General features: G+C 58.7%; 11 protein-coding genes. 2 read left to right on the top strand and 9 right to left on the bottom strand.

What is annotated here, in order from left to right:
* Positions 1-45 precede the first annotated feature (45 nt).
* Positions 46-1,377 (top strand): lipopolysaccharide biosynthesis protein, encoded by a 1,332-nt coding sequence (locus DWU98_RS05355; RefSeq protein ID WP_115494451.1) that lies wholly within the window; start codon positions 46-48, stop codon positions 1,375-1,377.
* 97 nt (positions 1,378-1,474) lie between these two features.
* On the opposite strand, the gene DWU98_RS05350 is transcribed toward DWU98_RS05355, so the two are convergent.
* The 8 genes from DWU98_RS05350 to DWU98_RS05315 all read right to left on the bottom strand — a co-directional run bounded on the left by DWU98_RS05350 (position 1,475) and on the right by DWU98_RS05315 (position 11,602).
* The gene (locus DWU98_RS05350) at positions 1,475-2,719 is read right to left on the bottom strand and encodes a right-handed parallel beta-helix repeat-containing protein (RefSeq protein ID WP_115494450.1); all 1,245 of its coding nucleotides are present in this window, start codon (positions 2,717-2,719) and stop codon (positions 1,475-1,477) included.
* Positions 2,720-2,914: 195 nt separating this feature from the next.
* On the bottom strand, positions 2,915-4,084 hold the full coding sequence (locus DWU98_RS05345) for a glycosyltransferase family 4 protein (RefSeq protein WP_115494449.1): 1,170 nt from the start codon (positions 4,082-4,084) through the stop codon (positions 2,915-2,917).
* 33 nt (positions 4,085-4,117) lie between these two features.
* Complete coding sequence (locus DWU98_RS05340) at positions 4,118-5,257, bottom strand: right-handed parallel beta-helix repeat-containing protein (RefSeq protein ID WP_158544980.1); 1,140 nt, start codon at positions 5,255-5,257, stop codon at positions 4,118-4,120.
* Positions 5,254-6,732, bottom strand: coding sequence for an asparagine synthase-related protein (locus DWU98_RS05335; RefSeq protein ID WP_158544979.1), 1,479 nt, complete (start codon positions 6,730-6,732; stop codon positions 5,254-5,256). Before DWU98_RS05335 ends, DWU98_RS05340 begins: the two co-directional genes overlap by 4 nt.
* 206 nt (positions 6,733-6,938) lie before the next feature.
* Positions 6,939-8,429, bottom strand: coding sequence for an asparagine synthase-related protein (locus DWU98_RS05330; RefSeq protein ID WP_158544978.1), 1,491 nt, complete (start codon positions 8,427-8,429; stop codon positions 6,939-6,941).
* Entirely contained in the window at positions 8,426-9,472 is a 1,047-nt protein-coding gene (locus DWU98_RS05325; RefSeq protein WP_158544977.1) for an EpsG family protein, read from the bottom strand. The genes DWU98_RS05330 and DWU98_RS05325 overlap by 4 nt, the downstream gene beginning before the upstream one ends.
* 21 nt (positions 9,473-9,493) lie before the next feature.
* Positions 9,494-10,432 carry a glycosyltransferase family 2 protein gene (locus tag DWU98_RS05320; RefSeq protein ID WP_115494445.1) on the bottom strand — a complete coding sequence of 313 codons (939 nt, stop codon included), beginning with the start codon at positions 10,430-10,432 and terminating at the stop codon, positions 9,494-9,496.
* Positions 10,433-10,489: 57 nt separating this feature from the next.
* Entirely contained in the window at positions 10,490-11,602 is a 1,113-nt protein-coding gene (locus DWU98_RS05315) for an undecaprenyl/decaprenyl-phosphate alpha-N-acetylglucosaminyl 1-phosphate transferase (RefSeq protein ID WP_158544976.1), read from the bottom strand.
* 935 nt (positions 11,603-12,537) lie between these two features.
* Here DWU98_RS05315 and DWU98_RS05310 point away from each other — a divergent pair.
* Positions 12,538-13,284: a LysM peptidoglycan-binding domain-containing protein gene (locus tag DWU98_RS05310; RefSeq protein ID WP_230474704.1), complete on the top strand. Its 747-nt coding sequence runs from the start codon at positions 12,538-12,540 to the stop codon at positions 13,282-13,284.
* Between the two features lie 9 nt (positions 13,285-13,293).
* On the opposite strand, the gene DWU98_RS05305 is transcribed toward DWU98_RS05310, so the two are convergent.
* The gene (locus tag DWU98_RS05305; RefSeq protein ID WP_115494443.1) at positions 13,294-14,985 is read right to left on the bottom strand and encodes a serine/threonine-protein kinase; all 1,692 of its coding nucleotides are present in this window, start codon (positions 14,983-14,985) and stop codon (positions 13,294-13,296) included.

The following is a 14,985-nucleotide window of genomic DNA, read 5'->3' as shown; positions in this document are numbered from 1 at the left end:
GGCTGCAGTCATGACGCACGAACGCACGCTTGTGTGGGTGTTTGCGTGAACTCCTCCATCTCCGACATTCCCTGGCTGGGGCGATTGCCGCAGAGTTGGCGACGCGCGCTCGGCGCCATCTCGATGCTGTGGGTTTCCACCGCCTTCGGCGCGGGCCTGACGTTCATCACCCAGGCGCTGCTGGCGCGCGAACTTGGGCCATCCCAGTACGGCCTGCTCGCGTCATCGCTGGCCACCATCACCATGGTGGCGCCGCTGGCTGGCTTCGGATTGCCGCAATATTGGCTGCAGGTCTATGGCGTAGAAGGCTGGGAGGGCAACCGCTGGTTGCGGCCTTCCTTGCGCTTCATCACGGGCAGTACGCTGCTGACGCTTGGTGTGGTGGTGGTGTGGTCATTGACCGGCGCGCCGCTGGATGCGCGGCCGATGCTGTTGCTGCTGTTGCCGGTGGTGCTGGGCATTCTTGCGGTCAGTTTGATCAGCAGTCAGTTGCGCCTGGAAGAACGCCACTTTGCGCTGGCGTGGTGGCAGTTGACCACGCCGGGCAGCCGCTTGCTCGTGGCCGCCATGCTGTTATTGATGGTGGCGCCCGATGGGCGCTTCGTCGCCGCTGGTTTCAGCTTCATTTCACTGTGTGTCGCCGCCATGGCGTTGCCGCGCCTGGTGGCGATGATGCGCGGCGGCATACGTTTGCACGGTCATGGTCCCGCGCCAGCGGCGTCGACCACGGCAGACGCACCGTTACCGACTGTTGCGCGCCTGTGGTCGCAAGCCTGGGCATACGGCTTGGAGGCGACGCTCTATCCCATCTTCTTTCAGATCAGCACCGTGCTGTTGAAGTACCTCAACGGGAATGCACAAGCCGGTATTTTCGGCATCGCGCTAGGCGTGATGACCGCGATCTACCTTATTCCCGCCACGGTCTACCAGAAATTCCTGCTTTCGAAATTTCATCGCTGGGCCGTGCATGACAGGCACAAATTCTGGATGGTCTATCGCCACGCGGCGGTCGCCATGCTGGCGTCCGGCATTGTGCTTGCGGTGGCGCTGATCGGCGTTGCGCCTTGGGTAGTGCCGATTATCTTTGGCGAAAAGTATCGGCCGGTGGTGCATGTATTGACCGTGCTGGCTCTGTGCGTGCCCATCCGTTTTCTTTCCACCGCGATCAGCGCGGCGTTGCTCAACGAGATTCACATGCGCTATCGCGTGGTCGCGATGGGACTGAGCGCCGGGGTCGTGGTGATATTCAATGTACTGCTGATTCCCACGCACCATGAAATGGGCGCAGCCTTCGCTACCGTTGCGGGCGAAACCTCGCTGCTGATTGCCATGTGCTTGGGTGTGCGCTGGTTCCATACGCGCGCACGGCGTACCTGATGGCCATCAAAGCTAAGGAAAGGGTAGGGCAATAAAAAAACCGTACGGATCGTCTCCCGACAATCCGTACGGCCACTTCGTTACTTCTATGCGTTGATTACTTCTCGGGAGAGATAACGTTGTTGGACTGGGAGACACCCTTCGCCGTGCTGGCGATTTCGATGTCGCGCGGCGACCAGCCTTCCGTAAAGATCGACTCACCGTGAGCGTAGAACCACGCATCACCGTTCCATTCGATGGTGTTGCCGGAAATCGTTACGCTGTTGGTGCCAGCGGCGATGTCCACACCGAACAGATAGTTCTCGCTGAGGTTGCTGCCGGTGATGGACACATTGGTCGGACCGCCGGTGTAAACGCCGAAGCCCTTGTTGCCTTCCGAGGTGACCTTGTACAACGTCAGGCCGCTCACATTGGTGTGAACTTCAAGACCGTTGCCGACATTGTTCGACAGCGTGTCGCTTTCCAGGCGAACCTGCGTCACCGTGCCCTGCGTTGCCGGCTCGATGTCGATACCAGCCTGCGGAGCCGTACCGTTCGAATCGGTGAAGGTGCTGTTGACCACATACACCTGGTTGGACGGAGTGATCGTCAAACCCTGGCGACGGTTGTTCTTGGACGTGACACGATTGATCGTGACGCCGGTGGAACGCACCAGGCTGCTGCCAGATCCCGTGGCCCCGACGAGCAGGCCGTCGCCCCAGCAATTGGAGACACCAAGATCATGCACGTAAACGCTGCTTGAGCCCGAGATATTGATGCCGTAACCCCATTCGCCGCCCGAACCCGTGTGCTGGGTACGTTCACCGATAAAGTTGCCGCCCTCGATCTCGACGTTGTTAACGTTCCAGACCTTGATCATGTTGTAGCGCTGTTGGTTGTTGGGAATGGCCTTGATGTAGGCCGAACCCGCCAACGACAGACGCACGTGAGAACGCATACTCACGCCCGTGACAGCATTGATCATGTAAGTGCCATTGGGCACCACGATCGTGCCGCCACTGGCCGGCAGCGCGTTAATAGCGGCCTGGAAGGCCTTGGTATCATCCATTGAACCGTTGCCCGAGGCACCCATGCTCGTCACATTGATGACTGCGGAGCCAATCGACACCGAAGGTGTCTGAGTCCACCAGTTGGTTGCAAACGCCGGTAGAGTCGCCAAAGAAAGAGCTAGAGCCGCTGTAATGGCGGTCAAGCGTTTTTGACGCGACGTGAAGTTAAGATTGCGTAGAACGGATACGCTCGAGTTTTTGTGGGAATTCCCCTGCGCGCCTTTCAGCACTGACTTACTTTTCACCTTTGAAATAGCCTCTTTTTTGTCAACGGCCGGCGTAAGGTGCGTCATGTGCGCGTGAAATTGCAAATGTGAAATTGTGCCTCTGTTCACATTAGACGGAATAACGACATTTGTACGACGCGTCCGTTACGCTGCACGGCCCGCAGAGGTTTTCGTGCATTTTTTGTTAAATACGCAGACGACAATAATCCATATAGACGTCTAGACGTCCATACGGATAATTTCAATCGATTTAAGGATGGATCAGGGCGATGGCCGCAAAGCGGCAGCCGTTCCATCCAGCGGGTGCAGGAGTTCCGTGTAGACGTCTACGGTTCTCTGAATAACCAGCCGCTCGTCGAAATCCTTCAGTGCCCTCTGCCGCGCCCGGTCGCCCAATCGGGACAAGAGCTCACGATTATCGTCAAGCTTTGCTATGCAAGCGGCGAGCGCTTGCGCATTGCGTGGTTCTACCCGCAAACCATCGACACCATCGCGCGTCACGACTTCGCGGCAACCAGGCATGTCGGTGGTGATGAGTGCAAGCCCGCACGCGGCGCCCTCAATCAGCGACTTTGGAACGCCTTCGCGGTAGTAACTCGGAAGTGCCATCACATGAACGGTAGTGAGAAGTCCGGCCATGTCGTCGACATGACCAAGCCAGCGTACGACGCCGTCGTCCGCCCATGCTTGGACCTGTTCGGGCGATATCGAATGCGGATTGCCAGGGTCGGGCGTGCCAGCGAGGAGAAATTCGATATCGCGGCCTTGCTTGCGTAGCAACGCGGCAGCATCGACAAATTCCTGCACGCCTTTTTCGCGCAGGAGGCGCGCCGCAAGCAATACGCGAAGGCGTTCATGGGGGTGGTGGGGCTGCCGTGGCTGGAAGCGCGTCGTGTTTACGCCGGAGCTTCGGATGACGCGTATGTTCTCTTGCGAGATCAATCCGGCAGCGACGAACGCGGTGGCATCGTCGGGATTTTGCAATATCAGCAGCGATCGTTTGCTATCGAGCGTCGCGTGCAGAAGCAACTTCACCAGCGGACGCAGCATGCGTGCCTTGGCCGTTTCGCTGGTAAAGACGAAACCAAGCCCGGCAACGGCGTTGACGATGGCGGCGACACGCGCGACGCGCCCAGCCAATGCACCGTAGATCGCGCACTTCACCGTAAAGTTGTGCAAGAGATCCGGCCGCTCGCGCCGTAGCACGCGGACGACGCGATAAAGCGTCACGACTTCACGCAACGGGTTGAGACTGGCCCGATCCATGGTCAACGGTATCCATCGGCATCCGTGCTCCGCAAAGCGCGCACCGAATGTGCCAGGTGGCGATAGCATGACCACCTCATGCCCGTCGGCCTTCAGGCGCAGGGCGGTCGACAAGCGAAAGTTATACAGATACCAGTCGGTATTGGCGAAGAAGACAAATTTCATTCCGTTGCGTCCGCAAGAGAGTGGGGCGGTTCTTCACTGCGAAAACTTGGTGCCCGATACGGTGATGTCGCTGGTGTTGGGGTCCACGCGCAACTCACGCTTTTGCTCGGGCGCTCCAGGCGATTCGAGCGTCGAGACCAGCCGGCGTGCGTAGCGCGCACTGTTGCCGGCAAGGGTGTTGTCGATGGCTTTCACATGGCTCGACGCGCCGGCGATCACTAATCCGACCAGGCCGTTGCCGGTGATGACGTTATTGATGAAGGTAAGCTGCGAAGGGCTATCCACGGACAGCAGCCCGTAACCGTTGTTACCTTCGAAGGTGCAATTTTTCACCGTCACGTCGAACACGTTGTAGTGAATCTCCATGCCGGTACCGTGATTGCCGCTGATGGTGCAATGGTCGATGGTGATGTTTTGCGCGTAGCCTTGCGCTTGAGGCTCGATGTCGATGCCAGATTCCGGCTTGGTTCCATGACTGCCACTGAAGGTGGAGTTGGTGACCAGCACACCATCGACCGGGCAGATGGAAAGGCCCTGTCTACGATTATTGGTAGAGATGACCCGATCGATGGTGACACCTCTGGACGGCGTGGCATGGCCATCCGGGCCGAGTGCGCCAACAAGGATGCCGTCCCCCCAGCAATCGGAAATGTGCATGTCCGACACATGCACATTGTTGGACGAGGAGATGTTGAGGCCGTAACCCCACTCGCCGCCCGTACCCGTATGCCCGCTGCGCTCGCCGACGATGCGCCCGCCGGTGATGCGTACGTTATTGGCGTTCCACACCTTGATCACATGCGAGCGGGGGGAATCGTTCGCAATGGCCGTAAGCGTGGCCGTGGGCGCCATCTGAAACAGCATGTTCGAGTGTAGATTGATCGCGCGCATCGCGTCGATCACGTAATTGCCCGGCGGCACCATCACCGTGCCGCCACTGGAAGGAAGGCTGTCGACGGCATCCTGGAAGGCTGACGTATCGTCGTGCACGCCATCGCCTTTGGCACCCTTGTCGCGCACGTTGACGGTAGGCCCGTCACTTTTTTGCCAGGCCCATGCTGAATGTGGAAACCCCCAGGCGGACAAGGCGAGGGGTGGCAAGGTCAGCAGTGAGCGGCGAATGAAGTCACGCCGCCTGGCAGAAGCGAGATCAACCGGTATCCCGTCCTTCACGATACCCGTTCCTTGATGGCGGTTACCGGCGGCCGATGCGTATCGTGCATGCGGCTCAATAGCCATGGCAGCGTTATGGCAAGCAGATAGAACTTCGATGCGAAATACTTGTTGTCCAAACGATTGCGATGAGCGAGTAGCCACTGTGGCGCACCAGGCAGCAAGGCGCTTGTCTGTTCGGCAAACGCATAGACCTGGTCGAAGCGTTGCTTTGCGAGGCCGCGAAGATCGAAGCGGAAGCAACCTTTTGCCTTGACATACGGCAATTCGTTGAAGTGCTTGGCAATGTATTGGCGCATCAGCACCTTGTTCACGCCACGTGGGCCGATCAGGTGATCATCGGGAACGTGATTGAAGATCCAATCGCGAAACTGGTCGTCGCAGTAAGGGTAGGCAAGCCGCAGCGACATGGCCTTGGAGGCGTACATGCCTTTGGCAATGTGCGCCGACTCGACCACGATCAGCGAAATACGCCGAACGGCCTCGCTCGAATCGGCGGCATCGAGATCGGCGTGGAAGGTGTCCATACGTTGGCGTGAACACGTGGAAATGTTCCAGCCAAATAGACCATCCACCTCGGAATCGCTAAAGCGCGAGCCAGGAAAATAACGTTCGAAACGATCCATTTGTAGCGTGGACAGCGCAAAGCAAAGCGGAAAGCTGTGGCTGATAAACCGCGAGCTGAACATGGTTTGCGGCAAGCGCAGATCGCGCGCGAGCAGGGCAAGCAAGCGTTCCTTGTTATGGACCGGCGTGCCGAAGTATTGATCAGCGCCAAGCGCATCGATAATGCCGTCGCCATGATGCGCTTTTACTTCGGTCGCAAGATCGACGTAGGAGAGCGCGGCGAAATCGGCCGTCAGCAACGGCATGCGCGGTAGCGCCGCAAGATAACGGTCGTATGCTCTGCCTACATCACAGACGAGTGCCTCGTGGCGCAAGCCCAGCTTTCGGGCAACGAAGCGTGCGGACGCGATCTCGTTCTCTTCCCGGCCGCCAAGATAGGTAATGCAAGTGGTGTCGGGGCGTACCTCGGCGACGGCGATGGCCATCGACGTGGAATCCTTGCCTCCGCTTTGCATAAACCATGGCGAGCGCATATCGCTGGTGGCGCGATCGGCCGCCTCGCATAACAGGCGATGGTAGGTTTGCACGAGTTCTTCGTCATCCGTGGCATCCGCTGCGGGGCGGGGCGATGCCAAGGCCGACTGGAACAGGTAGTGAAACCGCGGATTGTCGTGCATGTCCTGCGCAGGGTCGAAACCCGAGCCGGCAACCTTCACATTCCGATAGATGGAGTGGGGAGGGTAGACAAACGTATTTCGCAGAAGATCGGCGATAGATACGAGGTCGAGCGGTGCGTCGCCGTGTTCGAGACCGTCAAGTGGAGAAAAATCCACTTCGTCCTGATAAGGCGAAAGATTGACCTGAATACGCGATCGAGCGAAGGCGGTATGCTTTTTTTTTGGAAGCATGGCGGATGTCATAAGATCACCGGGTGCGTGGCGCAGAAATAAGTGCCTGCGTAGACGGCCGTGAAGCTTTTTTCGCTTCAACCATGAATGGCGCAAAAGCGCAGAACGGAGCTTTGTAAACGGCAGCGTCCAGGCAGCGTCGGGGCGAACCCCACGGCAGTTGCCTGGTGACGCGTGTACCTGCCGGAGTCTTGCCTTCCCTGTCATCACGCAACCTTCTCGTGGACGGTGGCGTCTTCGTATGCCGTGGTTGGGCGCATGCGGCTCAAAATCCACGGCAAAATCATGGCGAGCAGATAGAACTTCGAGGCGAAGTATTTGTTGCCCATGTGATGGCGATGCGCTTCGAGCCAGCGCGGCGCCCCTGGAAGCAACGATTGCATCTGCTGTGCGAAAGCATAAACCTGATCGAAGCGCTGCTTGGCCAGTCCACGCAAATCGAAACGGAAGCAGCCCTTTGTTTGTACGTACGGCAATTGCTCAAAGCGCTGGGCGATATATTGGCGCATCAGCACTTTATTCACGCCACCGGGACCGATCAGGCGATCGTCGGGAACGTGATGGAAAATCCAGTCGCGGAAGCGGGCATCTGCATACGGATAAGCCAGGTGCAATGACAACGCCTGGCTGGCTAGCATGCCTTTGGCCAGATGCGCCGACTCGCCCACCACCAGTGAAATTCTGCGCACGGCTTCGGCCGACGCTGCGGCATGGATATCGGCGTGAAACGTGTCCATGCGTTGTCGCGACGAGGCCGATATGTTCCAGCCAAACAGCTCGTCCACTTCCTTGTCGCTGAAGCGCGACCCAGGAAAGTAGCGCTCGAACTCGTTCATTTGCAGCGTTGCCAGCGCAAAGCAGAGTTTGAAGCTGCCGCTTACGAAGCGCGACTGGAACAGGCTCTGTGGCACAGGCAGGCCGCGTGCCATCAAAGCCAGTACGCGATCTTGCCGATGCAGCGGAACGCCGAAGTACTGATCCGAACCCAGCGCATCGATAATGCCGTCGCCCTCGTCAAGATGTATTTCGGTCGCCAGGTCGATGTACGAAAGCGCGGCAAAATCCGCTGAAAGCAGCGGCATGCGCGGAAGCAGCGAAAGGTAGCGATCGTAGGCCCTGGAAGGGTTGCACACGAGAGTTTCATGGCGCAGACCGAGTTGTTCGGCGACGAAGCAGGCCGAGGCGACTTCGTTCTCCTCGTTGCCGCCAAGATAGGTCAGGCATGTGGTATCCGGGCGAGCGTCGGCCACCGCGATGGCCATCGAGGTGGAGTCCTTGCCGCCACTTTGCAGGAACCACGGTGAGCGCATGTCGGCTGTGGAGCGTTCGACTGCCTCGCATAGAAGCTGGTGATAGGTCTGCAGAAGCGTGTGGTCGTCCACCGTGTTCGGCAGCGGGCGCGACGGGGCCAGTTCCCCCTGGAACGCAAAGTGGAAACGGGGGTTCGCATGCATGTCCTGTTCCGGGTCAAACCCCGTCGCAGCGATCTTCACGTCACGGTAGATGGTGTGTGGCGGATAGACAAACGCATTGCGGAGAATGTCGGCGAGCGATACAAGGTCGAGCGATGCGATTTCCCGGTTTTTCTCCAGCAATGGCGATAAGTCCACCTCCCCTGAGTTAGGTGAGGTGTTGATTTGAACCCGCCGGATCGCGTCAACGGGAACGTCCCGGTAATCGGTGAGCGACGCACTCATACCATCACCTGATTGGCTACGTAGTAGTAAAAAACTGCGCATGAAACCAATAAGCCGCCACGCAGCAATATGGGATTGCGCAGCACCGAAAGACGGCTATGGAAAAACACCGCGGCGACCATAAAAGACACCGCCATATAGGCCGATAGCAGGTAACGGTTGGAGAAGTTTCCCCAACCAAGAGTGAAGAATGGCAGCAACATCACCAGGTACACCGCCGTACTGTCCTTGAGGCGCGTGGCGTAGGGTTTCCGCACCATGCCTGACAGCACGAACGGTAGCAGATACCAGAAGATGGAGAACACGGCAAAATCGATTCGCACACCGGATTTGTATTGAGAGATAAGACTGTAATCCATCACCTGGTTATAGATATAAGGCACCGCGGCGCGGACGACGGTCATGGTCAACCCGGTGCAATACGCAACGAAACCGACAATGGCAGCGACGCGAAGCAGTTTGATATTGAGCAGGAGCAGCGGTGCGAACGCCATGTAAAGCAGCGCCGAATAGTGGAAGCACGCACCAATCACGCCATAGATGAAGAACGTTCGCCACTGGCGTTGATGAAACGCGAGCAAGGCGATGAATACCGGCAACGATGACAGCCCTTGCCGAACCGCGTTGATCGAGGCGTTCACGAACATCGGCGATAGCAGCAGGAACATAAGCCCAGCTGTGAGGTAGGTCAGATAGCCTTGGGTGCTCCCCAGATACTCAAAAAAATGGCGTGCCGCGATAACGGCAAACACCAGCAGCAGGCCGAACAGAATGCATTGGTAGGCCTGAACGCTGAAGCCGAGCATGCTGACCAGCTTGGTGATAATCAGGAAGCCTGGCTCAAAGCGCGTTTCCACCGGGCCGCCGCGAAACTCATGGAAAACCTCGGCGTACACATAAGTATCGGTGCCCACATCGATGCTGCGTGTGCCGACCAGGATGTCGACGAACAGGCAGACCGCCAACACCAGCATGATGCTAAGGATCACGCGCGCATTGATGGTGATGTTGGACGTCTTGGAATATTCGACGTATGGCGTCATGGTAGAAGACATTGTGATGGCTCAGGCATTCCGGCTGGCGATGGAGAGCTCGTCATAGCGGCGCTTGAAGGTGATCACGCGCCGCCGCGCATATCTGATGAGGCTGAAGGCGTCGGTAATCTGCCACTGCCACCAGCCAAGCAGGCCTTGCTCGTGCAGACTCTTGCGAACATCGAGGGCCGCTTCGTACATGGCCACCATGTCGCCGCTGAGTCCGCCTGCACCAAACGGTGGCTTGTGCCACGACGCCAGCACCTGGTTGATCCTGGCGCAGCGATAGCCGGACAGAAGGATCTGCGCCCACAGCATGAAGTCTTCGGCGCGCCAGCGTGTTTCGTCGAAGCGGAAGGGAAGGTTCCGTCGCACGATGATCGACGCGGTGGGGAAGGGGCTGCGCATCATGAAAAGGTGCCGCGCAAAGATATGCACGTCCACCGGATATGACAGTGCCGGCGACGGCGCGGATCGCGATTGCACATTCATCGCATGGGAGATCAGCGCAATGTTCGGATCCTTCGCGAGCACGTCCATTTGCAGCTTCAGCTTTTGCGGATGCCAGCTGTCATCTGCATCGAGAAAGGCGATCCACGGTTGCGTGGCGTGTTCCCAGCCACGGTTGCGTGCCGCCGAAGGCCCGCCATTGCGCGGCATGGCGATGACCTTGACCCACCCTGCCGGGTACGAACGGGCGACGTCCCGCAGTCGTGCCAGTGTGCCGTCGCCGCTGCCGTCGTCCACCAGCAACACTTCCGCGGGAAGCACCACCTGCGATGCAACCGAGGCCACGGTGTGTTCGATAACGTGCGCGCATCGGAAGCACGGCACCACCACGCTGACGGGTGCGTGACTCTCGCTGCTGAGGGCGGCTGGGCGCACGCTGTCGATCGCCTGCGATGCGTTGAGCTCCTGCGGTGCGTTGAGCTTCGGTCGTTGCGTCACTGTGTTGTCTGTATTACCCATGGCAACCACGTTGGTGTTTTCCTGATGGGTTGTTGGTGTGAGGCTTCGTCCAGCCGTTCATCGTTTTGACGATTCCGCGGCTTTTTGTTCGTTCTCCTCGTCGTGTTCCTCATAGTTGTTCATGGCAGGTGCGAGGAAATGCGCAACGGCAGGCGACTTTCTGGCAATAGGCACCAGCCATTGCGCCGTTGCAAGGGGCGATGTTTTGCGTGCGCGTTGAGCGCGATAAACGCGACCCACCAATGCGACATAGATGACCGACAGAGCGCCGAAGGTGAGCAGGTTGCTGCCAGGTGCCAGATGGCGCGTGAGCATACCCATGAAAACCAGCGCCATGGCCAGCCCGATCAGCGCGACCAGCGTGGTGTGCGCGCTGAGCCCCGCATCCATCATGATGTGATGGATATGGCCGCGATCAGGCTTGAACGGCGATTTGCCTTCGCGCAAACGGCGTACCGTTACTTGCAGCGTGTCCAGCAAAGGGAGTGCAACGCACCACAGCACATCGACTGTCGACAGATAAGGATGCGACTGCTGACTGAGCTGGATCAGCGTCCACGCCAGGAAGTATCCGATCATGATGCTGCCGGCATCGCCAAGGAAAACCTTGCGCCCGATGAGGTCGAGGTTGGCGGCCAGGTCGGGTAGCAACGAGGCGGCCAGAAGCAGCAACAGGATGATGCTATGCCAGTGCGAAAAGCCCTGAAGCATGCTGATGCCGCCGATGCTCACCAAGGTAAGCATGCCGGCCAGCCCATCGATGCCGTCCATCATGTTGAAGGCATTGAGCAGCCCAACCACTGCGACCAACGTCAGCGGGATGCCCAAAGCGCCCAGCTCAAGGTTGTAGCCGAACAGATGGCCCAACGTATGAATGTATATGCCAGTGCAATAGATCATGGTGAGCACGGCTGCGGTCTGTATGAGTAGACGCAGGCGCACGCTCAAGTCGAAACGATCATCCAGCGCGCCGGTGAGTGCCAATACGGCGCCGGTGCCGAGCAGGACATTCGTGAACAGCAGCGATTGCCCTTCGAAACACATGCTGACGATGACGCCGAAAAATGCAGCCAGGCCACCGATCAGCGGAATGTTGCCTACGTGCCGCTTGCGTTCATCAGGTCGATCCACCAGCCCTATCGACTCTGCGTGGTGATAGAGAAGGACCATTGCAGCTGCAGAAGACGATACAGCGATAGCACATGAAATTAGCATCCGGTATTGCATGGATTCTCCCGACTACACGACTGCGTACATGTAGCGATGGCCCCTGAATCCTTCGCGGGCACTGCGTACCAGGTGCAGTGCTTGGGGGCGATCCTATGAGTTGGGTGGTGTATGCGACGTTAAAAAACGTGCGATTTATCGCATATTTTCGTTCAAGATTGTGATAGCAAAAATTAATAGGCACGTGACACGCGTGTGAAAAAATGCAACAGCGCGGTGCACGCGTTGACCGTGCGTGAGGGTGCAAAGAAGAGTGTGTCGCTCGCGTCAATATCGATTGTGCGCATGTTGCGTGCGTTCATGAATGCATACGTTTATCTATATGCATCGAGAGCGAGTGATACGTGCGCGCGACAATGATCAGCATCGAGGTGATCGATGTCATCGGTGCATGCGTTGTACGGTGACGTCGTCATGCGTGGTCGTATCAATGCGCTGATCGCGTGTTATCCATCGAACGCAGAAGGCTTATCGCTCAGGCAGGCGTTTGCATCGCCATGCCTTCGCCTGGTCTTCACATCTCCTAGGCCGAAGGCGGATTAGGTTTGCAGCGGCGCCAGGAGTGGCTTAACGTGTTTGTCCGTGGGGCAATGGGACGTCGGATTTGTCGGCGACTCGCTATTGCTAGGGTGGCAAGGCCTGGCTGGCCTCTGAATCAGGGTTGCGAAAACTAAATGCTTAAGGAAGGTCGCTGTACATTGCTGCGCTCTCAGATGCTTGCGGCTGCCTTACTAATGGTTGTCCTCGTCGGTGGCTGTGCAAAAGTAAACATCAAGCCAACGGGGTCAAACGACCATCCAGGGCAAAAGCCGGAGCCGGTTGCCGCGCCATCTGCGCCCGATGAGGAGCCCGCGCCAAGGCTGTCGATATCGACTATCGTGCACCGGGACCTGCAGAACGGTCGGTATGCCGACGGCGAGACGGCGCTGCGGCGTTATCTGCAAGAGCACCCCAAAGACCGCGCGGCGCAATTCTTTCTTCGCCAGCTGACGGAAAATCCCAAGCACGTACTTGGCGCCACATACAGCCCGCATGTGGTGCAGCCGGGCGAGTCGTACAGCACGTTGGCGGCCAAATACCTCGGCGATCCCAACTTGTTCGTGGTGTTGGCCCGGTACAACGATTCGACCAACCCTTCATTGATCAGGGTGGGCTCTACGCTCCGTATACCGGGTTCCCGCGTCGATAGCGTCGATACTACGGCAACTGCCTCGGCAGCCAACGTCAGGGATGATTCAGCGGCACCGCAGCCGGCGAGCGCTGAGGTAGCGCCGCACGATGATGTACCAGCAGTCTCGCCAGCATCGCCGCAGCGTGCCAGACAGCTCGGAGATGAGAGCCTTGCGCTATATAGGCAAGGCCATCACGAGAAGGCGGTTGCGATGCTCGATCAGGCATTCGCCCTGGATCCGCAACTGAAATCATCGGACCCCGACTTTGTGGCGCTCAGCAGGGAGTGGGTAGCCAACTCGCATCAGCAAGCGATGGTGCTGTATCTGGATCAGCATCTGGATCAGGCGATCGCGCTGTGGAACCGCATCCTGGTGGTCGATCCCAGTTATGAACCGGCAGTGGTCTACAGAACGCGGGCGCTAGAGCTCAAGCAACGGCTACAACAATACTGAGCGGGGTTGTCAGGTGTCCGAGCGCGGTACGGGGATCAGTTCCGTGCGCTCCATCGATGCGTCACGTTCAAGGGGTGCAACGGGATTCTCGGGTGCGCCTTCGCCATGCGCCGTCAGTGCTTCGCCCATCAGGTTGAATGCAGCGAACAAGCGGCCGAGCTCATCATGACGAACCAGACGGATGCGGTGGTAATGATCGCCGCGTGCGATACGCAGTAGTGCGGCCACCAGAAGATCGAGGGCACCGCGCAATCGCCTGAACAGCCAGTAGGCGGTCAAAAGCACGGCTGCCAGTGTGGTGAGCAGCACAAGGCCAAGCACCCACAGGGCGGTATCTTGCGCCGCCTGCAACGGCGCTTCGCTTACGCCAAGGCGCAAGGCGCCTACGGTTTTGGTTTGATAGCGGATCGGCACATCGAAGATGCGCGTGTTTTGCGCGCCATGCATGCTGCCCATGCGAAGGCGGTAGCTGGTAACGTCGTTGGCCAGTACATCCGGCGCGCTGCCTGAGGGTGCGGGCAGCGGTTGATCCTCTTCACCAGGTTGCGTGCTGGCGATGATTTTTCCATCGCGATCGGCAATCGCCAGGTAGTCGATCTGCTGATTGCGCGCCATGTCCTCAACCAACGCGCGCGTGGCCGCGTGATCGCCCATCACTATGTTTTCGGCCGCATCCCTGGCGATGATTTGCCCCAGCGTGCTACCAAAATCCAGCGCCAGGCCTGTCACCGCCACGCGCTGTTTCATGTAGATGGCGAGCATGCCGGACAACAATACGATGACGACGGCGGCCCCCAGCACGCTGGCCCAGCGTATGCCCAGCGATTGCAGGCGAGGGTGGGGAAGTTCTTCACGCGATCGCTCGTAACTGCGGCGAGCCAGGCGCAGGTCTTCGACAATTTCATCACCCGATTGATAACGCGACTCGACCGAGGCCGCCAGCATCGTGCGGATGATGTCGATCAATACCGGCGGCGTGGCAGGGTCGTGCGGCTTGATGGGCGGCTCGGGCAGGCGCTTGCGTTGCCGCATGAGTCGCGCAAGATCACCCGAATAAGTCCATGGCAGGCGTCCGGCCACCAGCCAGAACAACACCACGCCGAGCGAGAACAAATCGCTGCGCGCATCGGCCGGCTGGCCTTGTAGGCGTTCGGGCGACATATAGTTCGGCGTGCCGCCGATCATGTCCTGCGCGGATGAGCGAGAGCGTTTCGCCCCCCGTTCGGCGATGCCGAAATCGGCGATCTTCGCGTGCCGCAAGCCATCGACCAGCATGATGTTGTCGGGCTTGATGTCGTGATGGATCACACCTTGCGCGTGCGCGTAATGCAGCGCACCGGCAAGTTGGCTGGCCAATTCAATCACCGCGGAGGCTGGAGGCGGCCCGTAGGTTGCAACATAAGCGGCGAGGGTTTCGCCGGGCAGCCGCTCCATCGCAATATAGGGACGGCCGTCGTCTGTTTCGCCGGTCTCGAAGATCGTGACGATGTGCGGATGGGTCAGGTGTCCGGCCGCGCGCGCTTCCACCAGAAAGCGTTGGCGATAACCGACGTCGTCGACAACGCTTTCATGCAGGCATTTGATGGCGACCTGCCGCTGTATTTCCGGATCGAACCCGGCATAGATGATCGACATGGCACCCTCACCGAGAATGCCATCGATGCGGTAACGTCCAATCCTCGTCGGCGTTGCCCGGTTCAT

This window comes from Dyella monticola (assembly GCF_003363155.1).
GTDB lineage: Bacteria > Pseudomonadota > Gammaproteobacteria > Xanthomonadales > Rhodanobacteraceae > Dyella_B > Dyella_B monticola.
Note: the sequence above shows the minus strand (reverse complement) of the source record. Positions and strands in the feature narration are given on the sequence as shown.

What these genes read in the sequence shown, in the direction of transcription:
- DWU98_RS05320 (WP_115494445.1), bottom strand. Translation starts at nt 10,432, where the DNA reads ATGGGTAATACAGACAACACAGTGACGCAACGACCGAAGCTCAACGCA.
- DWU98_RS05345 (WP_115494449.1), bottom strand. Translation starts at nt 4,084, where the DNA reads ATGAAATTTGTCTTCTTCGCCAATACCGACTGGTATCTGTATAACTTT.
- DWU98_RS05325 (WP_158544977.1), bottom strand. Translation starts at nt 9,472, where the DNA reads ATGACGCCATACGTCGAATATTCCAAGACGTCCAACATCACCATCAAT.
- DWU98_RS05350 (WP_115494450.1), bottom strand. Translation starts at nt 2,719, where the DNA reads ATGACGCACCTTACGCCGGCCGTTGACAAAAAAGAGGCTATTTCAAAG.
- DWU98_RS05330 (WP_158544978.1), bottom strand. Translation starts at nt 8,429, where the DNA reads ATGAGTGCGTCGCTCACCGATTACCGGGACGTTCCCGTTGACGCGATC.
- DWU98_RS05335 (WP_158544979.1), bottom strand. Translation starts at nt 6,732, where the DNA reads ATGCTTCCAAAAAAAAAGCATACCGCCTTCGCTCGATCGCGTATTCAG.
- DWU98_RS05315 (WP_158544976.1), bottom strand. Translation starts at nt 11,602, where the DNA reads ATGGTCCTTCTCTATCACCACGCAGAGTCGATAGGGCTGGTGGATCGA.
- DWU98_RS05305 (WP_115494443.1), bottom strand. Translation starts at nt 14,985, where the DNA reads ATGAACCGGGCAACGCCGACGAGGATTGGACGTTACCGCATCGATGGC.